This is a genomic window from Luteolibacter arcticus, from assembly GCF_025950235.1.
Lineage (GTDB): Bacteria > Verrucomicrobiota > Verrucomicrobiia > Verrucomicrobiales > Akkermansiaceae > Haloferula > Haloferula arctica.
The window spans coordinates 18,794-40,835 of the sequence record NZ_JAPDDT010000019.1 but is presented as its reverse complement, the minus strand read 5'-3'; the positions used below and the strand labels follow the sequence as shown (position 1 = coordinate 40,835).

At 63.8% G+C, this 22,042-nt stretch carries 16 protein-coding genes; 5 read left to right on the top strand and 11 right to left on the bottom strand.

Features of this window, described 5'->3' with window-relative positions; genetic code table 11:
* Positions 1 to 185 precede the first annotated feature (185 nt).
* Positions 186 to 962 (bottom strand): sulfite exporter TauE/SafE family protein, encoded by a 777-nt coding sequence (locus tag OKA05_RS25540; RefSeq protein ID WP_264490052.1) that lies wholly within the window; start codon positions 960 to 962, stop codon positions 186 to 188.
* Positions 963 to 1,058: 96 nt separating this feature from the next.
* Here OKA05_RS25540 and OKA05_RS25535 point away from each other — a divergent pair, with 96 nt between their 5' ends.
* From OKA05_RS25535 to thrS, 3 genes are all read left to right on the top strand, one after another.
* Positions 1,059 to 1,745, top strand: a complete 687-nt coding sequence (locus tag OKA05_RS25535; RefSeq protein WP_264490051.1) for an MOSC domain-containing protein — start codon at positions 1,059 to 1,061, stop codon at positions 1,743 to 1,745.
* Positions 1,746 to 1,750: 5 nt separating this feature from the next.
* Complete coding sequence (locus OKA05_RS25530; RefSeq protein ID WP_264490050.1) at positions 1,751 to 2,005, top strand: hypothetical protein; 255 nt, start codon at positions 1,751 to 1,753, stop codon at positions 2,003 to 2,005.
* A gap of 147 nt (positions 2,006 to 2,152) precedes the next feature.
* Positions 2,153 to 4,027, top strand: coding sequence for a threonine--tRNA ligase (gene thrS, locus OKA05_RS25525; protein ID WP_264490049.1), 1,875 nt, complete (start codon positions 2,153 to 2,155; stop codon positions 4,025 to 4,027).
* 508 nt (positions 4,028 to 4,535) lie between these two features.
* Here thrS and OKA05_RS25520 read toward each other — a convergent pair.
* The 9 genes from OKA05_RS25520 to OKA05_RS25480 all read right to left on the bottom strand — a co-directional run bounded on the left by OKA05_RS25520 (position 4,536) and on the right by OKA05_RS25480 (position 18,434).
* The gene (locus tag OKA05_RS25520; RefSeq protein WP_264490048.1) at positions 4,536 to 5,690 is read right to left on the bottom strand and encodes a class I SAM-dependent rRNA methyltransferase; all 1,155 of its coding nucleotides are present in this window, start codon (positions 5,688 to 5,690) and stop codon (positions 4,536 to 4,538) included.
* A gap of 196 nt (positions 5,691 to 5,886) precedes the next feature.
* Positions 5,887 to 6,447, bottom strand: a complete 561-nt coding sequence (locus OKA05_RS25515; protein ID WP_264490047.1) for a cupin domain-containing protein — start codon at positions 6,445 to 6,447, stop codon at positions 5,887 to 5,889.
* Between the two features lie 131 nt (positions 6,448 to 6,578).
* Complete coding sequence (locus OKA05_RS25510; protein WP_264490046.1) at positions 6,579 to 7,520, bottom strand: LamG domain-containing protein; 942 nt, start codon at positions 7,518 to 7,520, stop codon at positions 6,579 to 6,581.
* A 132-nt stretch (positions 7,521 to 7,652) separates the two neighbouring features.
* Positions 7,653 to 9,161: a LamG domain-containing protein gene (locus OKA05_RS25505; RefSeq protein WP_264490045.1), complete on the bottom strand. Its 1,509-nt coding sequence runs from the start codon at positions 9,159 to 9,161 to the stop codon at positions 7,653 to 7,655.
* A 51-nt stretch (positions 9,162 to 9,212) separates the two neighbouring features.
* Positions 9,213 to 10,721, bottom strand: a complete 1,509-nt coding sequence (locus OKA05_RS25500) for a LamG-like jellyroll fold domain-containing protein (RefSeq protein ID WP_264490044.1) — start codon at positions 10,719 to 10,721, stop codon at positions 9,213 to 9,215.
* A 267-nt stretch (positions 10,722 to 10,988) separates the two neighbouring features.
* On the bottom strand, positions 10,989 to 11,444 hold the full coding sequence (locus OKA05_RS25495; RefSeq protein ID WP_264490043.1) for a hypothetical protein: 456 nt from the start codon (positions 11,442 to 11,444) through the stop codon (positions 10,989 to 10,991).
* Positions 11,445 to 11,588: 144 nt separating this feature from the next.
* Complete coding sequence (locus OKA05_RS25490) at positions 11,589 to 14,510, bottom strand: beta strand repeat-containing protein (protein ID WP_264490042.1); 2,922 nt, start codon at positions 14,508 to 14,510, stop codon at positions 11,589 to 11,591.
* Between the two features lie 181 nt (positions 14,511 to 14,691).
* The gene (locus OKA05_RS25485; protein WP_264490041.1) at positions 14,692 to 17,199 is read right to left on the bottom strand and encodes a LamG-like jellyroll fold domain-containing protein; all 2,508 of its coding nucleotides are present in this window, start codon (positions 17,197 to 17,199) and stop codon (positions 14,692 to 14,694) included.
* Positions 17,196 to 18,434 carry a cytochrome-c peroxidase gene (locus tag OKA05_RS25480; RefSeq protein ID WP_264490040.1) on the bottom strand — a complete coding sequence of 413 codons (1,239 nt, stop codon included), beginning with the start codon at positions 18,432 to 18,434 and terminating at the stop codon, positions 17,196 to 17,198. The genes OKA05_RS25485 and OKA05_RS25480 overlap by 4 nt, the downstream gene beginning before the upstream one ends.
* Positions 18,435 to 18,564: 130 nt before the next feature.
* Between OKA05_RS25480 and OKA05_RS25475 the strand changes: the two genes are divergently transcribed.
* Both OKA05_RS25475 and OKA05_RS25470 read left to right on the top strand, forming a co-directional pair.
* Entirely contained in the window at positions 18,565 to 19,812 is a 1,248-nt protein-coding gene (locus OKA05_RS25475; protein ID WP_264490039.1) for an MFS transporter, read from the top strand.
* Positions 19,809 to 20,903: a zinc-binding dehydrogenase gene (locus OKA05_RS25470; RefSeq protein WP_264490038.1), complete on the top strand. Its 1,095-nt coding sequence runs from the start codon at positions 19,809 to 19,811 to the stop codon at positions 20,901 to 20,903. Before OKA05_RS25475 ends, OKA05_RS25470 begins: the two co-directional genes overlap by 4 nt.
* 336 nt (positions 20,904 to 21,239) lie before the next feature.
* Here OKA05_RS25470 and OKA05_RS25465 read toward each other — a convergent pair whose 3' ends face one another.
* Positions 21,240 to 22,037 (bottom strand): alpha/beta hydrolase, encoded by a 798-nt coding sequence (locus OKA05_RS25465; protein WP_264490037.1) that lies wholly within the window; start codon positions 22,035 to 22,037, stop codon positions 21,240 to 21,242.
* Positions 22,038 to 22,042 lie beyond the last annotated feature (5 nt).

The following is a 22,042-nucleotide window of genomic DNA, read 5'->3' as shown; positions in this document are numbered from 1 at the left end:
GGCCTTTTTTGGGCTCTCCGTCAGGTTTGCTGATGCTTTTCAGGTGGCTTCGAGCTGCTTCACCACAGAGGGGAACAGGAGGAAAGGCAGGAGGTCACAGAGAAAGACAGGAGAGGGTGGACATGGGTTTTTGCGAGATTCCGCGGATCTCGTGGGCTCTTGGATTGCGCTTTCCGGCGTCATTTTCAGGCCATCTGTTTCCAGAAAAGATGGCCCGCGATGCCCAATCCGATGACGGCGACGATGATCCGGACGGCGATGGCGGGGATTTTCTGGGCGAAATGGGCGCCGAGGAAATAGCCGGGGATGGAGCCGGCGATGAGCCAGCCGGCGAGCCGCCAATCGACGCTGCCGCAGGCGATGAAGTAGGCCACGGAGGCGATATTGCAGAGGAGCGCGAGCACGGATTTCAGCGCGTTCATGCGGTTCACGTCGCGCAGGCCGAGGAGGCCGAGGCCGGCCAGCATCATGATGCCGATGCCCGCGCCGAAGTAGCCGCCGTAGATGGCGACGCCGGTTTGGAAGGCGAGGCCCCAGGTTTTTGGGCGGTCGGGCTCGGTGTCGTGGCCTTCGCCGCGCTTTTTCTTCAGCCAGCGCTGGATCGGGGCATTCAGGAGAAACAGGGTGGTGGCCATCAGCAGCAGCCACGGCACCACGGCATCGAAGTAGGAGGACGGCAGCGCGAGCAGCAACCAGCCGCCGGCCAGCCCGCCTAACAGGCTCACGATTCCCAGCGGGACGATCCACGCCTTCACCTCGCGCAGCCGGTGGCGGAAGGCCCAGACGCTGCCGGGCATGCCGATGAAAAGGGCGACCGTGGAGGTGGTATTTGCCATCACGCCGCTGAGGCCTGCCGCCATGAGGGCGGGGAAGGTGAGCATGGTGCCGCCGCCGGCCACGGCATTCATCACCGCCGCGAGGAACCCGGCGGCGAGGACGATCCATTCCTGGTGACCGGGCACGGCCGAACCAAGGCGCAAAGCCCTCCGCCGGGCAATACGGGAAATCCGCCGGCTTGACCGCGGACCCCGGCTTCGGAGAATCGCGGCATGCTCGTGATGGCTCTCCATACCGGTCCGGCGGCGCAGGTGACCAGTGGCGGGAGTGGCGCGTGGTGGGACAAGGACTGGGTCACGGGCTTCTACAAGCAGGCGCGGGAGGGTCCTCAGTGGCTGGGCTATCAGGGCTTCCGCGGTGACGAGGTGGCGGACACCCGGGTCCACGGCGGCGTGGAGAAGGCGGTGTGCGTCTATCCCTCCGAGCACTATGCGTATTGGAATGAGGTTCCGGACTTGGCCGGGCTGCCGACCGGGGCCTTTGGCGAGAATTTGACGACGCGTGGATTGCTGGAGGAGGAGGTGTGCATCGGTGACATCTTTGCCGTGGGGGAGGCGCTGGTGCAGGTTTCGCAGCCGCGGCAGCCGTGTTGGAAGCTGGCGCGGCGCTGGCAGGTGAAGGACCTGGCCGCGCAGGTGGAGCGGAACGGGCGGACGGGATTCTACTTCCGGGTGCTGCGGCATGGCGCGGTCGCGGCGGGGGATGGCATCGAGCTTCGCGAGCGGCCGCATGCGGAATGGACGCTCGCCCGCTGCAATCGCGTGATGCACCAGCGCGAGGGCGGTGCGGAGGCGGATCGAGCGCTGGCGGAGTGCCCGGCGCTCTCCGGGAGCTGGAAGGATGGGCTGTGGAGTCGCGGGCGGGTGAGGGAAGGCGATGCTTTCGCGCGGCGGGAGCAACCGAAATGAAGAAAATGCCGGTTCTTATCCAAGGCACCTTGTCAATTTGCGGAGCGCTTGCACTCGCCTGCTGCGGACCGCTGGGCGGTGTCGATCCGCTCGACAGTGGCGCGCACTCAGCGGCAGCCCTCCAGCTCGGCCCATCGTCCGTCAACCGGGAGGAGGAGCGAAAGCTGCAGGACGAGCGGGTCCAGCGTCTTTCAGGCGAGGGCGATTACGGCTCCTCGTTCAGAGGCTCCGTTGGCGTCGATGTGATGTCGGATTTTTGACGTCGCGTCCGGGCGTTTCCGGTGGGCTCGTCGACTGGACTGGATGGCGGATGGGCAAATGGGCACTCTCCCGGCCACGCGAAAGCGGCGGAAACGGACCGGATTCGGCATTGAAAAACCGGTCCGCCGCGCCAATCTCCCCGCCCCATGTCCGAACGGAAGACTCTCGAAGAACGCGCCCAGATGACGGATCTGGAGCGCCTGCGCCACTCCTGCGCCCACGTGATGGCGACCGCCATCCTGCGCATCTGGCCGGACGCGCAATTCGCCTACGGCCCGCCGATCGAGAGCGGCTTCTACTACGACTTCGAGATGAAGCACCGGATCACGCCGGACGATTTCGAGAAGATCGAGGCGGAGATGAAGAAGATCTCGAAGGAGAACCAGAAGTTCGAGCGCCGCGTGCTGACCCGCGAGGAAGCGAAGGCGATGGCGGAAAGCGGTCGCCTCGGCGGTCTTTCCGAGCGCCCGGACAATCCGAGCCGCTTCAAGCTGGACCTGATCGACAAGATTCCGGAAGGCGAGGAAATCTCCTGCTTCCAAAATGGCGAATTCATCGACCTCTGCGCCGGCCCGCACGTCGGCTACTCCGGCAAGTGCAAGAACGTGAAGCTGATGTCGGTGTCATCGTCCTTCTACCTGGGCGATGAGTCGAAGGGGCAGCTCCAGCGTCTCTATGGCACGGCCTTCGAGTCGAAGGAATTGTTAGAAGAGCACCTTGTCCGCCTGGAAGAGGCGAAGAAGCGCGACCACCGCCGCCTCGGCAAGGAGCTGCAGCTTTTCCACATCGATGAAGCGGTCGGCCAGGGGCTGATCCTGTGGAAGCCGAAGGGCGCGCTGGTTCGTCGTGCGTTGCAGGACTTCATCACCGCGGAGCTCGACAAGCAGGGGTACTCGCAGGTCTTCACGCCGCACATCGGCAAGCTCGATCTTTACCGCACCTCCGGGCACTTCCCGTACTATCAGGAGAGCCAGTACCCGGCGATTGCGGAGCGGGATGTGTTAGAGAAGCTGGCGGATGAGGATGCCTCCTGCGCCACGCTGATCAACGGCCTGTCCGACGGCACCTACGAGGGCTACATGCTGAAGCCGATGAACTGCCCGCACCACATCAAGATCTTCGCCAGCGAGCACCGCTCGTATCGGGATCTGCCGGTGCGCCTCGCGGAATTCGGCACGGTGTATCGCTGGGAGCAATCCGGCGAGCTCGGCGGCATGACCCGCGTCCGCGGCTTCACGCAGGATGATGCCCACCTTTTCTGCACGCCGGATCAGATCGCGAAGGAGCTGATCGGCTGCCTGAGCCTGGTGAAGACGGTGCTGACGACGCTTGGGATGACCGACTATCGCGTGCGCGTTGGTCTGCGCGATCCGGATGATAGCAAGTTCACCGGCGATCCCGAAAAGTGGGATCTCGCCGAGGCTGCGTGCCGCGAAGCCGCGGCGACCTTGGGCGTGCCATTCACGGAGGAAGCGGGTGAGGCTGCATTCTATGGTCCGAAGATCGACTTCGTGGTGAAGGACGTGATCGGCCGCGATTGGCAGCTTGGCACCGTGCAGGTGGACTACGTGCTGCCGGAGCGCTTCAAGCTGGAATATGTCGGTGCGGATAATACGACGCACCGGCCGGTGATGATTCACCGCGCGCCGTTCGGTTCGCTGGAGCGCTTCACGGGTCTGCTGATCGAGCACTTCGAGGGCAAGTTCCCGACGTGGCTCGCGCCGGAGCAGGTCCGCGTGCTGCCGATTTCCGATAAGTTCCTCGAAGCCGCCGAGGCGCTGACGACCCAGCTCGCTGAAGCCGGCGTCCGCGTCTCGCTCGATGACTCGTCCGACAAGGTGGGTGCGAAGATCCGCAATGCCCGACTTGAGCGCGTGCCGTATATGCTCGTGCTCGGTGCGAAGGAAGTGGAGGAGGGGACCGTCTCCGTGCGGCATCGTGACCGGGACGATCTTGGGGCGAAGCCGGTGGGTGAGTTCATCACGGAGATCGTGGCGGAGATCAAGGAGCGGAAGCTGTAGAATGGCGGCTCCGGCTTCGGGTGACCCGGGAGTTTGGAGAGAACCGCGACAAAGCGCGAAATCTAGAGGTAGGAGAGGATTGGGGTAGGGCGCGGTGGTGGGGTGGCGGCTGCTTATGTCGGGGATGGGGGCGCGACAGTAAGGTCGCGGCTCCTTACGCCGGGGATGGGCGGTGCCGTGTTCCTTCTAACAGATTTCGCGTGATAGCCAGTTCGCGAAGTGCTGCCAAACGCATGAGGTGTCCCTACAGGACACGTCTTCCAGTCAACGCCGGTCCCGGCACTGTGTGCCGGGCTTTTATGAGTCGTCCCGGTGGGACGGAGAGATCGCCGGTCGCATGTGGGGCGGCTCTTTCTGGCGTCTGACTTTCAGCAGTCAGGGAGAGACGGTGCGGTGGTCGGTCGCAGCAGAAGAGATGGCGGATCGGAGGCACAGGGATGCGGCGGGTGCCGCTGAAGTGCGACGGTCATAGACGCGTCGCTACATGTCATAGACGCGCGGCTACATTTTAGCTGATGACGCGGCACCAGAGCAGCTTGAGGTAGCGTGACTCGGGGTAGTTCGAGAGGGTGGGGTGGTCCGGTCCTGCGCCGGTGCGGTCGAAGATTTGCAGACGGCGGTCCTGGCGGTGGGCGGCGGAGACGACGATTTTTTCGAACTCGTCCGGCGAGAGCATGCCGGAGCAGGAGCAGGTGACGAACAGGCCGCCGGGCTTCACGAGCTGGAGCGCGAGCTTGTTCAGGTCGTGGTACTTGTTGTGGCCGAGCTGGTCCTCCTTGCCGTGGATGAACTTCGGCGGGTCGGCGATGACGAGGTCCCACTGGCGGCCGTTTTCGATCATGGTGCGCGCCCAGGTGAAGGCATCGCCGTGTGTGAACTTGATGCGCTTCTGGTTGAGGTTGCCGTTGCGCTTGGCCATCTCGATGGCGTTTTCATCGAGATCGACGGCGGTGACCTCCTCGGCACCGGCGAGGGCGGCATTCACGGAGAAGCCGCCGGTGTAGCAGCAGAGGTCGAGCACGCTGCGGCCTGCGGCGAGTTCGCCGAATTTCTTCCGGTTATCTCGCTGGTCGCAGAAGAAGCCGGTCTTGTGGCCGCCGGCGGGATCGATCTGGAAGGTCGCGCCGTGCTCGCGGATTTTCAGCGGGCGCAGCTTTTCGGAAAGGTGATGGGTGAGCGAAGGAATGCCCTCGATCCGCGCGAGATCGGGATCGACGCGGATGTGGGCCTGCTCCGTGCCGAAGGCTTCGTGCAGCGCGGGAACCCAGGCGTCGAGGCGTTGGAAGGCGGCGAGATTGGTCACCTCGAGCGACATCACCTTGCCGAACTTGTCCGCGACGAGGCCGGGCATCTGGTCGGCATCGGCGTGGATGGCGCGGTAGGCCTCGGTCGTTTCATCGAGCTTCAGCACCTCTCGGCGCAGCGAGGCGGCGCGCTGGATGGCGCCAAGGAAAAAGCTTTCGTCCACCCCCTCGTCGCCATGGGCGAAGACCCGCAGCGGCATGCCGGCCTTCGGGTTCCAGAAGGCGCTGCCGAAGGGCTTGCCCTCCTTATCCAGCACCTGGACGAGCGAGCCCGGTTTGGCGTCGCGCGTGACTTCCCCGATCATGCGGGGCCAGATCGCGGGGTGGTAGCTGAAATACTTGAGGCGGACGGTCGGCACGCGCCGAGCGTGGGATGCGGGTGGCGGAAAGTGCAATAGTGAAGGTGGCTGGCTTCGGGGCTTCCGAAGATGGAAATCCGGACCGCGAATGGACGCTAAGGGACGCGAATTTCGAGTGAAGCGGGGTTGCCCTAAGGGCAAGCGGCCCGATTTGGGTAGCAATCGGCTGAAATCCCTGAGGGCATTCGCGCCGGTCTCACATCGGCCGGCCGAGGAAGACGCAGAGGACCTTGGCCTCCTTCGAGCCCGGATTGAAGACCCGGTGATCGACCTCGGCGTCGAAGTAGGCGGAGTCGCCTTCCTTCAGCAGGTGGACCTCGCCGTTGTATTCAAATGATATGCCGCCCTTCAGGACGATGAGGAATTCCTCGCCTTCGTGGGGCATCGCCTCGCGCCGGCCGCCGCCCGCGGGGACGTCGAGGACGAATGGGTCCATGTTCCGGTCCGGCCGGCCATGGGCGAGGGCGTGGTAGTCGATATCGGACTGGTCGCGGTCGCGCTCGATCTCCTTGCGGTCGCCGACCCGGGTGATGCTCAGCTTGGGCTTTTCATCGAGTCCCTCGAAAAGCTCGGACAGGCTCATGCCGAGCGCCTCGCAGAGCTTGGCCAGCGTGGGAAGCGAGGGCGTGACGCGGAAATTCTCCACCTTGGACAGCAGGCCTTTTCCCAATCCGGAAATCTCGGCCACGCGGTCGAGCGTGTAGCCCTTGGCCATGCGGGAGGCTTTGATGCGGGACGCCAGTTCGACGAGGTTCATGTTTCCCGGAAGACAATCGCCAGCCGCACGAGCGGGTCAAGCGCCCATCGGGATGGGCGCTTCTGGAGACGGCAAGCCAAGGTGGCAAATCCCCGGAATGGAGGGATTTGCCACCTGGCATGACGAGAATGTCACGGGCAGGCGCGCCGGCGTCGCAGCAATGCCAGCATCCCGGCGAGGCCGCCGAAGATCGCGGCGGAGGGCTCGGGAACGGCCTGACCATTGACGCCGAGGGTATAGACTTCCGTGATCTCTTCCTGAGTCAGGCCGCGATTCCACATGGCGACTTCGTCGATTATGCCGTCGAAAGCACGGTCGTTTGAACCGGAGCGGGCGCGACCCAGCACGAAGCCGGCGCTGCTGATGTTCGTATTCAAGTTCGTCAGCACGGAGCCGAAGGCGACGCCGTTGAGATAGGTCGTGACGGTGGTGTTGGTGGCACCTGCCTGATACGTTTGCACCAGGTGAACCCACTGGCCCGGCGCGGTTGCCGCAGAAGCCGTTAGGGTGCGTCCCTCGGTACTGCCCGACGGCCCGCTCGCGCCGTCGCCGCCGGTGCCACCTTGTGAGAAGAACTGGAAGTTGTCCGCAAGCGTGTTTACGTCGCCGAAGGTCCCGGTGGTGTCGCGCACGCTCAGCGAGATGTCGTAGTTGCCGGCTGCCAGGGTGCCGCCTTCGTAGACGAAATAGCGATTGGTGGCGGTAGTGGCCGGTGAACTGTTCAACTTCACCCATGAGCTGACGGTGAAGGACGCGCCCAGATCCTGGCCGGTCCCGAAACCGATCGGAATCGTGACGCCGGCGGTGGAGCTCCCGGTGGTCGCGGAGAACAGGATGCCGTTTCCGACTTTGCCGCCGCTCGTGTCGGACGAGGCACCAAATACACCGGTCGCGGCAGCCCCCAGGGTATTGGCCCCGTTTTCAAAGGTGGGGACGGCAGTCGAACCGACAGCGCCAGCCTGGTTGGTGATTCCGGAATCTTCGAAATCGAAGTATCCGACGAGGCCCGCGGTGATGGCTCCCTGGGCCAAGGGGACCAGCGAGAGGATGCCGAATGTGATAAGGCGTGTCATGGAGTTTTAGACGGGGAGGTGGTCGTTGATCGGTGTCTGATCGATGGAATGGAATTCAGGTTCGTGCCGGAAACATCGCCAACGGCAGTTCGCGGGTCAGGGACACGCTCTCCGCCGCTGGCGCTGTCGACCTCAGGGCTCCTGCCCCTTTACCTGGAAAAAGCGCTTCGTATCGGCCGTGCCCGGCGTCTGAAGCAAGAAATCGCCGCCGCTTTGGCTTGCCGTGGTTCCCGGAGTGGAGGGCGTGAGGCCGCTCCAAGTGGTGAGCGTGGTGGATGACTGCCCGGTCAACTTCAGGGTGAGCGTATTGTTCGCCTGGTTGCGGGTGAGGACCGTGTCGTTCGGTCCCACGCCGTTGCCCAGGTTCGCGATGATGTAGTCCACAGCTTCCCTCTGGCTGACCAAGGGATTGGTTTGCGTGTTCTGGATCTCGGCCCGGTCGCTGACGAGGTCGTCGTCGCTATCCGCGTCATTGGGGAAGGTGCCATAGATGACCTCCTCCTGGTAGTTGGTCAGGCCGTCGCTGTCGTCGTCGGCCGAGTCTTGCGCGAAGATCGCAGGGATGCTCACGGACGCCGTGACCACGTGAGGGAAGGGATTCGACTGGCCGGTGAACGGGGATCCCCAGCCTGTGAAGATATAGCCGGGGTTGGGGGATGCCTCGACGCCCCCAGAGATCTCGTCATTCAGATTGTAGAGCCCGGTGCCGAAGGTTACTCCCATCGCCGGATCGGAAGGATCCACGCTGACGAAGGCCTTGCCCGCCGCGGCCAAATTGGCGTTCACGGCAAGCGACGCCTGCCCCCGCTGATGGAGCTCCGTGACGTCGTTGGCGGTGAACGAGCGGTTCCAGACGGCCACTTCATCCAGCATCCCATCGAACACGCGGAAGCCGGTGCGGCCGGCACCGAAGTTCAACGACGTGAAGTTCATGTTGGCCGTCGGAGTGGAGACGGTCGCGCCCACCTTCGCGCCATTGATGTAGACCGACAACGCGGTGTTGGTCCCGGCCTGGGAAAACACATGGACTACGTGATGCCATTGGCCGGTGGCCAAGGTGCCGGCAACTTGTGCGCCCGAAGTCCCGCCGATCCAGGATACGAACGTGTTCCCATTGGTATCATTGGTTCCGAAGGAAACGTCGAAGTTGTCGAGATCGGCACTCTCAAAAACGTAGTCGCGGAGCGTCGCGACGTCGGTCCCGCCATTGTCTGCATCGGGGGCGAGGTAGAACCACGCGGAGATGGCGAAGTTGGAGCCGAGGGTGGAAGCACCCAGGGTGGGAACATTGAACCATCCGCTGCCGGCGGTGGCGCTCGCGTCGTCCTTGGCCACGTTCAGCGCCTTGCCCACAAGCGGGATGGAGCGGTCGGTCGTGGTGGTGGCTTCGACGCCAGCGTAGGCGGCATTCAGGACGAATCCGGCACCCGATCCGGCGATCGCCGGCGTGACCCCAAAGGTGGTGCCGCTGCCATAGGTGCCATTGTGAGTCGCGCCGCCGCCAACCTTGTTGGCGATGCCGGCGGTGCCTTCTTCCTGGAAGTTATAGTAGGCGATGAGGCCGCTGTTCAGGTCCGCGTGGGCGGTGAGGATCGGCAGAAAACCGGCAAGAGCGATCAGTGAAAGTCGTGAAGCATTCATGGAAGATCGAAGTGTGAGATAGTTGGGAAAGTCCGTTTCCGTGCTTCAGGGTCACGGTTGTGAATCCAGCAGGATGTAGCTGTTCACGCTATTGGATGGCGCGGGAAAGGTGACGTTCCAGCCACCGCCAGCGGGAGCGATCGTCGCGCTGCTGAGGTCGATGTCCTGCCAGGTGGAATGATTGGGCGATCCGCTCAGCGAAAGGAAGAGGCTGATGGCACCGGTGGCCGGATTGCGATTGATGCGCAGTGGCGACATGACGATGGCACCGGCGGCATCCGGAGATAGGTTCTGGCGGACGAAGCTCACCAACATCGCGTCGCTGGTCGTGGGACTGGTGCGTGTGATGTCCACCTCGTCGCCGTCCGGGATCTCATCTCCATCGGAGTCCGGATTGTTTGGCAGAGTCTTGTAGATGACGATTTCCTCGTAGTTCGACAGGCGATCGCCGTCAGGGTCAGCCGGGTCTTCGCCGAAAAAGGCGTTGGCGGTGGCACTGGCATTCGCGGTGTAAGTAAATGAAGAAGCAGTCTGGGCGGCGAAGCTGCCGTCCCACTCCTCAAAGATGTAGCCTGGGTTGGCGGTGGCGGTGATCGTCACCTGGGTTCCCAGTGCGTAAGCGCCCGTCCCACTCACTGAGCCCGCATCGGTGGGGCTGGCTGAAAGGCCGACTACCACCGTGTTTATCAGCGGCGTGCCGGCCATGCCAAGGGCGCGGAGCTCGGTGACCTCGGTGGGCGTCAGCGGGCGGTTCCAGAAGGCCACTTCATCGATCATCCCGTCGAAGATCCGGCCTCCATTGCGGTTCGCGCCGAAGTTGATCCCACGGAAGTCCATCGTCGTGGTAGCCGCGCTGCCGGTGCCGACAAATTCGCCGTCGATGTAGATCGTCATCACCGTATTGGCTCCTGAGGTCGCGAAGGAATGGACCACATGGTGCCATCCGTCGGCGGCAAGCGCGCGGTTGTTGGCCCCGAGGGTGGCGCTGGCGACGTAGGAGGCATAGGTGGTGCCCGCGGCATCCGTGGTGCCGAAGGAAACATCAAAGACCGCGGTATTATCCGGGCCGTTGAGGCGGGACTCGAAGACGAAGTCGCGCAGGATGTCAGCCGTGGTGCCCGTGTTGTCGGCATCCGGTGCCAGATAGAACCATGCGGACAGGGCGAACTGCGTCCCCAGGGTGCCAAAGTCACCGGCTGTGGGCGGCGTGCCGCGGCTCGTCAGCGTGGCCACCGAGAATTGCCCCGACCCGGACGCGATGCCTGCATCGCTCTTTGCGATATTGAGCGACTTGCCGACCAGCATGGTGGAACGATTGGTGGTAGCCCCAGCTTCGGCACCCGCATAGGCGGCATCGCCTGCGAATCCCGCCCCGGCACCGAAGCTCGTGCCGTTGAGGTAGGTGCCGTTATGGGTGTTGACCGCCGGCACCTTGTTGAGGAGGCCGGTCGTGCCGGTTTCCTCGAAGTTGTAGTAGGCGACCAGATTGTCCGTCAGTGCAGCCGAGGCGGACAGGGCTCCGGCGACGGAGAGCAGTGCGAGCGAGGCGAAGTTTTTCATCGTTGCGGGCAGTTGGAGCAATTGGGTTGCCACTTATTTTCTTTTATTGCGTTTCGAGAAACCAAGTGGCGTGAGAAATCGGTCGTTTTGGCGTAGAGTGGGAAAGACACGAAGACCGTGCCTTGAGCTGTTTGCTGCGAGTGAACGGATGCAGCCAACGAGGCGATTAACGTGAAAACGGGGAATCCGCATTCCGCGAATTACTGTGAAAACCCTCGACCATTTTTGTTTCTGAATCAATCGGAAAGTTTCTTTTGGGCAACTTCGTCACATAGCCCTTGGCAATCGACCGAACCCCCCCGACCGAAAATGTGCGCGGCCCCATGCGGAGGGGAATTCGTCGCAAAATGCCGTCCGTTCCATCCCCGGCGACCATTCGAAGGAAACCTCGAACCGATTCCCCGCCATCACGTCATAGGTGCGGCTGCCGCTGTCGCGCTTCGCCCACAAGGCGATGGTGTAGGTGGCACCGGCGGGGAAGTTCAGTTCGGGGATCGCGATGAAATCGCGATCGTCGCTGAAGTCGATTGCACCGGCTCCGAAGACCTTGTCGGTGGTGACGATGGCGGTGTTTCCCAACGTCGCAATGTCGGTAAGCACGCCGTCCCGGCCATTTCCCGACGCATCGGCGAAGCCATTGTCGAAACGATAGTGGGCGAGTTCCGCCCCATGGGCTCCAGCGGCGGCGAGAACCCAAGGTAGAATGCAGTGCCGGAGTTTCATCGGTAGAGGAGATGAGTTGAAGGACGGAAAACAAACCGCTCCGGCGAGGGCTCCTTAGTGGAGTTCCCCCGTCCGGAGCGGAAAGTCTTGTTGCCAGAATTCTCTCAGCCGGTCGCCTTGAGGCGGGCTGATTAACGATGAGGATTACGGATTGATCACTTGCACCCGGAGAAATCCCTTGCTGGGCAGGCCATTCGATCCGCCGAGGCTGAACGAGCGGTACTCGTAGCTTACACCACCTTGCGGGGTGAGGGTCGGCAGGTTGGTGGTCACCGGGGTGACCGGAGTCACGGTCGCGGGGAAGGATGCCAAGGTCTCGCTGCCCTGCACGGCGATGCCGAAGCCGGCAAAGCTGGAGGTGGAGGGCGCTCCGGTGCTGAAGGCGGGAGTGCCCACCGGGACGGCGATGGTCATGACCAACTCCTTGGCCAGGTCGGCGTTGGTATCCACGGTGAAAGAGTAGATCTTCGGATTGTTCGACCCGCTGATCGGAGAGCCTCCGAGGATGAACTCGGTGCCGTTCTCGAAGCCATCGTTTTCGAAGTCCACGTTCGCAAGGCCGGGATTCGGCGAGAAGCTCGCCGCCCAAGAGTTGTAGTTCGGACCGCCGCTGCCGAGCAGCTTGATCTGGTTCGGGGTAGCGTAGGTGATGGTGTAGCCCGGCAGGACGGTCGCGCCCTCGTCCAGTCCGCTGAAGGTGCCGGTGAGGGCACCGGTGTAGGTGGCGATGATGTATTCGCCCGCGGTGGCTCCGGCCCCGATGGCGGTGACATTCAGTGTGGCACCGGTGATGTTGAGGGCGCCGGTGACGAACAGGGTGTCCTCGTTGGCTCCATCGACTTCGACGGCGTAGGCGCCGGCGATGGTGGTGGCACCGACGGCGAGGTCGCCGGCGGAGGTGCTGCCTGGGGCGACGGTGCCTCCAGTGCTGACGGTAAGGGCTCCGGCGATGCTGCCGGTTCCCCCAAGCGTGCCGCCACTGTTCACGGTGCTACTGCCAGTGTTGCTGCTGGTGACGAGCAGCGAGCCGGCCTCGACGACCACGGCAGAGAAGGTGTTGGCTCCGGAGAGGGTGAGCGTGCCCGTGCCCGCCTTGCTCCAGCTCACCGTGCCGGAGATGACGCCGGAGAGCTCGACGTTGTTTGCGCCGGGCGAAATCCGATTCGCCGCGGTCGAGCCGATGGCGATGTTGTTGGGCAGCGTGAAGCTGTTGGAGAAAACCAGGTTCCCGCTCGCGTTGGGGTTGCTTTGGAGGAAGAGCGACGCGGTGCCGGCGGCGCTGGCGTTGGTGAGCGTCAGGATGCCGCGATTGAGGCGGATTTGACCGGCGAAGGTGTTGGTGCCACTGAGTGTCGCGGCACTGGTGGAATCGCCGCTGTTGGGGGTGTCGATCTGCAATACCACGCCGGTGCCACCGCCGCTGATGACACCGCTCCACTCGACCGTGCTGCCAGCGGCCGCGCCCGAGTGCAGCCCGTAGAATCCGGCAGTGGCCGGCAGCGGGAGATTGTAAGGGACGTTCAGGCCTGTCACCGACGAGCGCAGGAACGGCGCTCCACCCGAAGCGTAGGCCGCGCCGTAAGACGCACTGGCGTTGATCGTGACCGGACCGGTGCCGAGCGCGCTATTCGAGCCCACGCCGAGGTTTCTGCCAGAGATGATCGTGCCGCCGGTGTAGGTGTTCGCCCCGGCAAGCGTCTGTGTTCCGGTGCTCGACTTCGTAACTGTGGCCCCGGTGCCCGACAGTGTACCGGAGAAGGTGTTGATGGTCGTTCCATTGATGTCGAGCGCCTTGGTGCCAAGGGCGAGCGTTGTCCCCACGGCTCCAGCCAGGGAGTTGAGAGTAAGGGTAGAGCCGGACATGCCGGAGACGTCGAGCGTGCCGGCCCGCAGGTTGGCGCTTACATTGCCGACATCGAGGGCTCCCTGGACGAGCGGTGAGGTCGCCGTGGCGGTCCCGCCCAAACGCTCAAGGGTGTCGAGGGTTCCGGTCAGGGTGAGCGTGCCGCTGCCGATCTTGTTGAACGTAGAGGTCGCGCCGGCCGTGGCGTCGCCGCTCAAGGTCAGCGTATTGGAGAGCGTGATGTTGTTCGCGCCGGTATTCAACGAGACGGCTGTGGCGCTGCCTGCTCGCAAGACGATCGGATTGCTGACAGTTCCTTCGAAGCCGAAGGTGAGGTTCGGGAGGTTCGTGCCCGTGCCGTCCGAACCGTTCGTTTGAATGAACAGGGTCCCGGTGCCCATCGAGTTCAAGGTGTCGAACTGAATGTTGCCGCGGTTCAGGCGGATGTTTCCGGCAAAGGCGGAGTTGTCCCCGCTGAGCACCCAGGTGGAAAGGATCGAGCTGGCCCCCACATCCAGCCACGCGGTGACATTGGATGCTCCGGTCAGATCTCCCGAGAGGGTTGTCGTCAACGGAGCGCCGGTCGCGCCCGCCCGCATCACCATGCCATAGGTGGTGTTCGCCCCGACGGCGCCGAAGGTGATGTCCTTCGAGAGAAGGGAACTCGCGTTGAGATTGGTGGAGTCGTAGAAGAAGTTCCCCATCTGGGTGCCGGCCGCATAACTGCCCGTGACGCCGCTGGGCGCACCGCTGTTGACGTTCAGAGTGCCGGTGATGCCGAGGCCGTCCGCAGCGTTCACAAAGAACTTCCCGCTGCTGATCGTGACAGTGCCGAAGTTGTTGGCGTTGGCCAGCACTAGATCGGCTGTGCCGGTCTTGCTCAAGGTGCCGTCGAGAGCGGATCCGGTCAGCCTGACCGCGTCGGCGCCTGGAGCGCCCACGCCGCTGGTGAGGGTAGCGCCGGTCGTGCCGGTGCTGCTCACCGTGAGCGAGAGGGGCGTGGTGATCGCGCCCGAAGTCGTGATGGTCTTGGCGGCCGTGCCGTTGATGTTGAGGTCGTCCGCGCCGGTGTAGGCTTGGCCGTTGAAGGTCGACGCCGCGCCGTCCCATGAGCCCGAGGCGTCGCCGGCGGTGCCGGTGGTCCACGAAATTGGTGCGGCTTGGCAAAGCATGCCGGGAGCGAGGAACGCCATTGCGGCGGGTAGAAGGTGGTTCGTTTTCATCATCATCATTCGAGGTTTTTGGGTCTGTTAACGAGCGGGGTGGCTACGAGTGGCGGGTGGACGTGGCACACCCCTTAGCGGCAATTCGGGTGAGAGCAATGGAATGTTTCCCAAAAGGCAATGCTGTAACATTGCGGGAAAACCAGCCTTCCGACGGCTGCGCGCCGATCGCGAATGGGGTTCAGGGAGGGGTGCCTTCGAGCCGGATGAACCAAGGCGCGGGCGGCGGGAGCTGGAGCGAGAAGAGAAAGTCGTTGGAAAACAGATCGCCAGTGAGGCCGTCAGCCGGAGTCAGCGGTGACCACTCTTCCAGATTGCCCGAGTCAGAGGCCTTGAGACGGAGGTTCAAGGTGCCTTGAGAAGGGTGTCGAAAGATCAGAGCGGTGTTCGCGGCGTTCGGGCTCGTGAGTTCGCGGAGGTAGTCATAGACCGCCGAGTCATCGATCTGTGGATGCGTGCCTGCGGCGCGCTCTAGCCAGGCGGGGACGGAATCGTTGTCGGCGTCGGCCAAGGCATCGGCCGGGTTCTCGGAATCGAGTCCGAAGAGGCGCTCCCACCAGTCCTCCAGCGTATCCCCATCGGTGTCCGCGGCGGAAACCTCGGTCGGCAATGCCTGTGGCGTGCCGGCGTGATAAAGCGACGTGATTTCCGCTGCTGTTAGAGCGCGCGACCACAGCGCGACCTCATCGATCAAGCCGTCGAAATTGCGGCCCGTGCCGCTGCGATGGCCGCCGATGATCAGACTGCCGGTTTCCACGGCAGGCCCGGGATTCGGAAGCACGTGGGTGGCCACGTTGGTCCCGTCCACGTAGAGGCGCAGGGTCGTGCTGTCGAAGTTCACCGCCACGTGCGCCCACCGGTTGGTGAAGAGCGAGCGGTCGAGTTCGCAGTTGAAGGGGCCTTGTGCCAGCACGGTGGGCTGTGAGGTGCTGGCCGCGGCTGCGGGTTGGAGAGTGACGGTGTGCAGCTCCAGGTTGATCTTGGTGGTGTCCGTGGCGGCGCTGCGGAGGTCGGCCGACAAGACGTAGCCGGCGTCGGCGCTGCCACCGAGTGCGCTTTCGAGCATGAAGTGACGGTCCGCACTGCCGTGTGCAGGCAGCGAGCTTGGCTTGCACCACAGCGAGAACGTGTGCGCGGCGCCGTTGTCGTCGAGCGGATTGCGGCCCGCGCGTTCGGGGAGCGGCGGCGTGTCATCGAGTGTCTGCCGGCCGATGCGGAGATACTGCTGATCGTCGCGGAAGAACTGCGCAGCACCGCCTCGCAGGCCGCCGTCCGTCACCAGCGATGCCCCGTTGACCGCGGTCGCATCGAAGCGCGCGCCGAGGACGGAGTCGTTGGAAAGGTCGCCATCGAACGACCACCATGCGCGCAGATCGCGGCCGAGGCCTTCGCCTGCCTTCGGTGTCAACTGGCCGTAGGGGATCGCCACCTCGCGCTGGATGGTGCCGTCCGCCTTGTAGAAGCGGGCCGTCAGAAGCGGCGGGGTGACTCGGGTGTCGGCCGTCATGGTCATGAACTGCCGCGGCTCCTGCGACGACCATTCGAGGTTCGGATGGGTGACATCCAAGCTCGGAATCACCGAAGTATGCGCTGGCGAGGTCACGAAATCCTGCAAGTCGTAGCCGATCCGCTGGCGGTGAATGAGGTGACGCGAGACGTGGATGTCTCCTCCGGTCACGACCACGCCTGGGATGGACTTGGAGCGGATGAAGTCATAGAGCGCATCCCGTTCATACCAATAGGTGAACTGGTCGTCGTTCTCGGAGTTCTTCTTGTCCTCCCAGATCTCGCCCATCGTCAGGATCTTGAAGGGAGCCCGCGATGTCTCCAGCGCCTGCTGAATCCATGTCCACTGAGCCGACCCGAAGCAGGTCTTCTTCGTGGGGTCGACCGGCGATGGGCCGGTCTGCGACCACCAGCGCGGATCGAGCAGGAAGATCTCCATCACGCCGAGATCGATCTTGTGATAGACGCCCTCGGGGCCGGTGCCGAATTGGTCGTGCGCGCGGTATTCCACGAAGGCCTTGCGGGTGTTGTTGCGGCGGTCGGCGGCGTTCACGCCGTTGCCGTTGTTCAGGCCGAAGTCGTGGTCGTCCCAGGTGCCCACGGCGGAGGTCCCGTGGATAAGCGAGCTCATGAAGGGCGTCTCAAGGAAGGCGCGGTGCTTCGATCTGCTGGTCGCCAGGTCGATGACATCCACATATGGCGTGTCGCCGCCGAGGATCACCTGGTCGGGATTCAGCGTGCCGATGCGTTCCCACACCGGCTCTGAAGTGCTGTTGGCGCAGGAAACGAAGGCGACGGTGACTACGCCTTTCGTGCCGGTGGTCATGCGTGTCTTGAAGCGCAAGCCATCGGCTGGCCCGGCGAGCTGCACCGGCGATCCGCCTGAGACGTCCTCGACCTTGTAGGTGTAAGCGGTGGCGGCGGTCAGGCCGGTGACGTGGAACTTGGCCACGTAGTCATTGGCATCGTCGCTGGAGGCGTTGCTGGTGGCCACGACCTGTTGGCTCGCATTGAGCACGCTCAGGCGCAGCGGCTTCTCCACTTCTCCGGGACGATAGAGGAAATACGCCTCGGTGGTCTTCACGGTGCCGACCATCGGGCCCGTCTGCGCGAGGGCGGGGAGTGCGGCCGCGGCGAGCAGCAGCGAAAGGATGAAGGTGGATTTGTTAGAGAGTGGTTTCATCGCGAGGTGGAAAGGGGTTGGTTCTTTAAAATGTGGCCGCGGTAGGGCGGGTGGGGTGGCAAAGGCGGCGCGGCGTGATTCCAGTCGGGGAAGTACGAGCGCATCTTCCACGAGTCCGGCGTGCCCGGGGCCACCGCGGGGAAGCGCTCCCCGCGCTCGCGCATCTGCAGCAGCGTGCGATCGGTGAAGGCCTCCATCAGCGCGGTCAGGTCTGTGACTTCCTGATCCGTCATGCCGAGATCGCCGAGATCGGTGCGGTTGACCGTTTCCGGGTAGTCCGTCGCGCCCCAGCGCTCCGGCTCCTTGTCGCGGCGATTGTAGAATTCAATCACCTCGCGCAGCGTGGCGAGCGAGCCGTTGTGAAGATAGGGGGCTGTGAGCGCGACATTGCGCAGGCCTGGTGCGCGGAACTGGCCGATCTCTCCGTCCGCCAACGTGTGACCGCCCAGGCCGGGATCCTTGTCGCCGCGCGATGGCGCGCCGAGATTGTCGTAGCCGAAGTCGCTCAGCAGCGGCTGCGGCCATGAGGTCGCGTGGAGGAAATGGCAGTCGGCGCACTTGCCCTTGCTTTTGAAGAGGTCCAACCCGCGCTTCTCTTGATCTGTTAGAGCCTTCTCGTCGCCGGCGAGGAAGTCATCGATCCGGGCATCGAAGGGGCGGAACATCGGCTCTTTGAGGAACTCGACCAGCGCGCGATAGGTGCGTTGGGCGACCTTGGCATCGTCGGCCCATTCCTCGTCCGAGAGTCCGGCCTTCAGCTTGTCCGCGTAATTCGCCTTGCGAAGTTTCCCCGCGAGCTCGGTCTCGCTGCCGACATTCACTTCCGCGTGGTCGAAGAACGGGCGCTGCACTTGCTCGTGCAGGGTGCGGGCGCTGCCGTCTTGGAAGAGCCCGCCTTGCCACACCCACTCCTGCGTGCCGTCTTCCTGGAGCATGTCCTCCTGATCCATGTTCGGGATCAGCGCGGCATACATCAGGCTGGTCGCGTTCCGTCGCCCGACGCTCCCCGGGATCGCGCCGAGGGAAACCGGCCGGGGATCGGCGAAGGCCGCCTCCGGCGCGTGGCAGCTTGCGCAGCCCTGGCCCGGTGGATTGGAAAGACCGGTATCGAGGAAGACTTCCCGCCCCGCCGCCGCAAGCATCGCTTGCTGCTTGCTGCCGTCATCCCCGCGGACCACCAGCGGCAACGCCGCGGCGACAAGCAGGAGACCAGAACCTTTCGAAATCCAGGACATGGCGGCGACTTACAGAGCGGAGATAGCACCGGTTTCCCAGAAAGCAACAAAATCGTTTCAGGGAAACTTTTGTCTTGGGAAAGGATTCGTGCGGAGCTACTCCTTCCGGCGGTGCGCCGGTCCTTAAACCATGACTGAAATCCGACATGCCGAGAGCTTCGCAACCGCGCGGGTGAAAACCCTCGTGGCGGTGATGTTTTGTTACCTTTTCTACTACACGGGCCGACAGAATTTCGGCTTCGCGATTCCCGGAATCTCCGAGGAGCTCGGACTCTCCAAGGCCCAGCTCGGCTGGTGCAGCACGGCGCTATTGTGGTCCTATGCCATCGGGCAAGCCATCAACGGGCAACTCGCCGATCGCTTCGGCGGGAAGAGCCTGATGACGCTGGGCGGGATGCTGTCTTTCATCATGAACTGGATCACCAGCTTCGCCGGGGGACTGGCGGGCGTGATGGTGCCATGGGCGGGGAACGGCTTCGTCCAATCCATGGGCTGGGCTCCCGGCAGCCGTATCCTTTCGAACTGGTGGGACCGGGCCCACCGCGGCCGGGTCTATGGCTGGTATGTTTTTGCGGCCGGGATGTCATCGGTGGTGACCTATTGTCTTGCCGCAGTTGCGGTGGATCACGGCTGGCGCTGGATCTTTCGCGGGCCGGTGGTGCTGATGCTGGTGGGCTGCGGCGTCTTCTGGCTGGTGGTAAGGGAGAGGCCATCGAAAGCGGGCTTTGCCGATTTGCCGGATGAGCCGGACACCGCACGAGAGATGCTCCATCCCGAGCGCCATCTCACCTGGTGGGAGCGCTACAAGTGTGGTTTCGCTTGCATGCCCTTCCTGATCGGTTGCGCGGCGATCGGTTTCCAAAACCTTGCGCGCTATGGGCTGCTGGTCTGGGTGCCGGTGCATTTCCTCGGTGAAAATTGGAAGGACTCGCCGCAGAAATGGGTGTCCGTCGCACTGCCGGTGGGGATGGCCTTCGGCGCGATTTCGGCGGGCTGGATCTCGGACCGGGTCTTTGGCGGAAAGCGTGCCCTGCCGGTCATCATTTTCCTCAGCATCGCCGCGGTTTGCGCGGGTGGGATGGCGATGCTCGACCGCACCTCGTTGCTCGCGCTGCCGCTGCTTTTTCTAACAGGCTTCTTCGTCTATGGTCCGCAGTCGGCCTTCTGGGCGCTGTGTCCCGATCTGCTCGGAAAGCGTCTCGCCGGCACCGGCACCGGCATGATGAACTTCTTCGCCTACCTCTTCGCCGGCCTTGGCGAGCCGTTGATCGGCTACCTGATCGAAAGCAATCACTCGACCCACATGGTCTTTCCCGTGGTGGCAGTCGCCTGCGCCCTTGGCGCGATCCTCATGTCCTTTATTCGAAAAACCGCATGAACACTGAACGTTCCAGCGCCCGTGCCTTGGCTGCCGTATTCTCCGGCCATGGCGAACCCTTCCGCCTTGAAGAGTTCCCCGTCCCTTCTCCGGGGCGTGGGGAGGTGCTGGTGGACGTGAGTTGCAGCACCATTTGTGGCAGCGATCTGCACACGTGGCATGGCCGTAGGCAGGAGCCAACCCCCTGCATCCTGGGGCATGAAATCGTTGGCCGCATCGTGGCCTTCGGTCCCGGTGCGCCGCGGATCGACCTGCGGGGCGAGCCTCTTGCGGAAGGGGATCGCATCACGTGGACGCTCGCGGCCTCTTGCGGCGAGTGCTTCTTCTGCGTCCGCGGCGTGCCGCAGAAATGCGAGCATCTTTTCAAATATGGCCACAGCGCGATCGCGCCCGGCCGCGAGTTCAGCGGCGGCTTCGCCGAGTGCTGCCTGCTCACGCCGGGCACCGGCATCGTGAAGCTGCCGGAGGATCTAACAGACGCGCTGGCGGCACCGGCCAACTGCGCGGTGGCGACCGTGGCGGCGGCGTTCCGGCTCGCCGGTCCGATCGAGGGCGCGACCGTGGCCATCCTCGGCTGCGGCGTGCTCGGCCTCACCGCCACGGCGATGGCCCGCCATCTCGGAGCCGCAGAGGTGGTCGCCTGTGACCTGGATCCCGGTCGCGAGGAAGCCGCGCGGCGCTTCGGCTCCCAGGTCTTTTGCGAACCGGCCGATCTGCTTTCCGATCTCCGCGATCTTACCAATGGCCGCGGTGCCGATGTCACCATGGAGTTCTCCGGCTCATCCGTCGCCGTCACCGGCGCCATCGCGGCCACCCGAACCGGCGGTGTCTCGGTGATCGCGGGCACCACCACGCCGGGAGGGAAGATCGAACTGGATCCGAACGAACTAGTCCGCCGGATGCTCACGATCCGTGGCCTGCACAACTACGCGCCAGGGGATCTCGTCGCGGCGATCGATTTCCTCACGGAGGCTTCCGCGGACGTGCCGTTCACGTCGCTGCAGGGGGATAGCTTTCCGCTGGTGGAGATCGAGGCGGCGTTCACGTCGTCGGGGAGCCGTGCGGGATTGCGTACTGCGGTGGTGCCGTGAGGGTTTTCAAGGCAGGCCGCGTACCGGCCAAGGATGGTAGCCGTGGGTTTCAACCCACGGTTGGCAGCGGCACAGGAGTCTTGTCGCGTCGCGACAAAGGAACCCCGCCTTCGCGGACCCGGCTTTGGAGAGACGGCCCGCGCCCGTCCGATTCCTGTGTCGCTCTGCGACACCATGCGCGTCCCATCGGATCCGCGGGCTGAAGCCCGCGGCTACCGTCCTTGACCGCTACGCGGTCGATTTCGTGCCGTTGGCGTTGAAGAATCATCTAACAGAGGGAGAGTGGTCTAACAGATCAGCATCTGGACCCTCGCGGCGTTGGGGCTTGGAGCGCCCTCAACGAGCCGTGACAAACTTCCGCTCCTTCAGCCACTCGTCGAAGCGCACGATCCATTGATCGACTGGCGCATTACGTCCCGGTCGCACGCCGAAGCCGTGGCCGCCGCCAGAGTAGAGGTGAAGCTCCACCGGGATCTTGGCCTTCTTGAAATCGAGATAGACCTTGGTGAGGCCTTCGGAAATATCGGGGCGGTCATTCGACGACGCGGCGAGGAAAGCCGGCGGCGATCCCTCGAAGGGAACGATCCGCTGCGAGCGGCCCGGATAAATCAGCGCTTGGAAATCGGGCCGGTCCTCCGGCGTGAACTTCATGCTGGCGATGGAGCACACCTCGCCGCCGGCGGAGAAGCCCATCACGCCCACTTTCTTGATACCCCACTCGCTCGCGCGGCTGCGCACCAGCTTGATCGCCTGGTGCATGTCCGCCACCGCGTGATCATCGACCGTGTAGATGGAGCCTTCTTCGCTCGCGAGGCGATACTTCAGGACAAAGGCCGCGATGCCATGCTGTGCCAGCCACTCGGCGACATTGCTGCCTTCGTGAGTGACGCAGAGGATCTTGTGGCCACCGCCGGGTGCGACGATGACCGCGGCACCGGTGGCCTTTTCCTGGACCGGCAGATACGGCGAGATCGTCGGCTTGTGAACGCGGGTGACCGTCAGTTCACCGCTATCGGACTTCGTGACGACCTCTGCTTCGGTCTTTCCTTCCGAACCGGGAGCGCCGCCGGGCCAGAGGGCGATCTCCTCCGCGTGAAGTGCCGTGATGAGTGCGAGAAAAAGCAGGAGCTTCATGTGGA

What these genes read in the sequence shown, in the direction of transcription:
- OKA05_RS25495 (WP_264490043.1), bottom strand. Translation starts at nt 11,444, where the DNA reads ATGAAACTCCGGCACTGCATTCTACCTTGGGTTCTCGCCGCCGCTGGA.
- OKA05_RS25515 (WP_264490047.1), bottom strand. Translation starts at nt 6,447, where the DNA reads ATGAACCTCGTCGAACTGGCGTCCCGCATCAAAGCCTCCCGCATGGCC.
- OKA05_RS25480 (WP_264490040.1), bottom strand. Translation starts at nt 18,434, where the DNA reads ATGTCCTGGATTTCGAAAGGTTCTGGTCTCCTGCTTGTCGCCGCGGCG.
- thrS (WP_264490049.1), top strand. Translation starts at nt 2,153, where the DNA reads ATGTCCGAACGGAAGACTCTCGAAGAACGCGCCCAGATGACGGATCTG.
- OKA05_RS25535 (WP_264490051.1), top strand. Translation starts at nt 1,059, where the DNA reads ATGGCTCTCCATACCGGTCCGGCGGCGCAGGTGACCAGTGGCGGGAGT.
- OKA05_RS25470 (WP_264490038.1), top strand. Translation starts at nt 19,809, where the DNA reads ATGAACACTGAACGTTCCAGCGCCCGTGCCTTGGCTGCCGTATTCTCC.
- OKA05_RS25500 (WP_264490044.1), bottom strand. Translation starts at nt 10,721, where the DNA reads ATGAAAAACTTCGCCTCGCTCGCACTGCTCTCCGTCGCCGGAGCCCTG.
- OKA05_RS25490 (WP_264490042.1), bottom strand. Translation starts at nt 14,510, where the DNA reads ATGAAAACGAACCACCTTCTACCCGCCGCAATGGCGTTCCTCGCTCCC.
- OKA05_RS25505 (WP_264490045.1), bottom strand. Translation starts at nt 9,161, where the DNA reads ATGAATGCTTCACGACTTTCACTGATCGCTCTTGCCGGTTTTCTGCCG.
- OKA05_RS25475 (WP_264490039.1), top strand. Translation starts at nt 18,565, where the DNA reads ATGACTGAAATCCGACATGCCGAGAGCTTCGCAACCGCGCGGGTGAAA.
- OKA05_RS25485 (WP_264490041.1), bottom strand. Translation starts at nt 17,199, where the DNA reads ATGAAACCACTCTCTAACAAATCCACCTTCATCCTTTCGCTGCTGCTC.
- OKA05_RS25510 (WP_264490046.1), bottom strand. Translation starts at nt 7,520, where the DNA reads ATGACACGCCTTATCACATTCGGCATCCTCTCGCTGGTCCCCTTGGCC.
- OKA05_RS25530 (WP_264490050.1), top strand. Translation starts at nt 1,751, where the DNA reads ATGCCGGTTCTTATCCAAGGCACCTTGTCAATTTGCGGAGCGCTTGCA.
- OKA05_RS25465 (WP_264490037.1), bottom strand. Translation starts at nt 22,037, where the DNA reads ATGAAGCTCCTGCTTTTTCTCGCACTCATCACGGCACTTCACGCGGAG.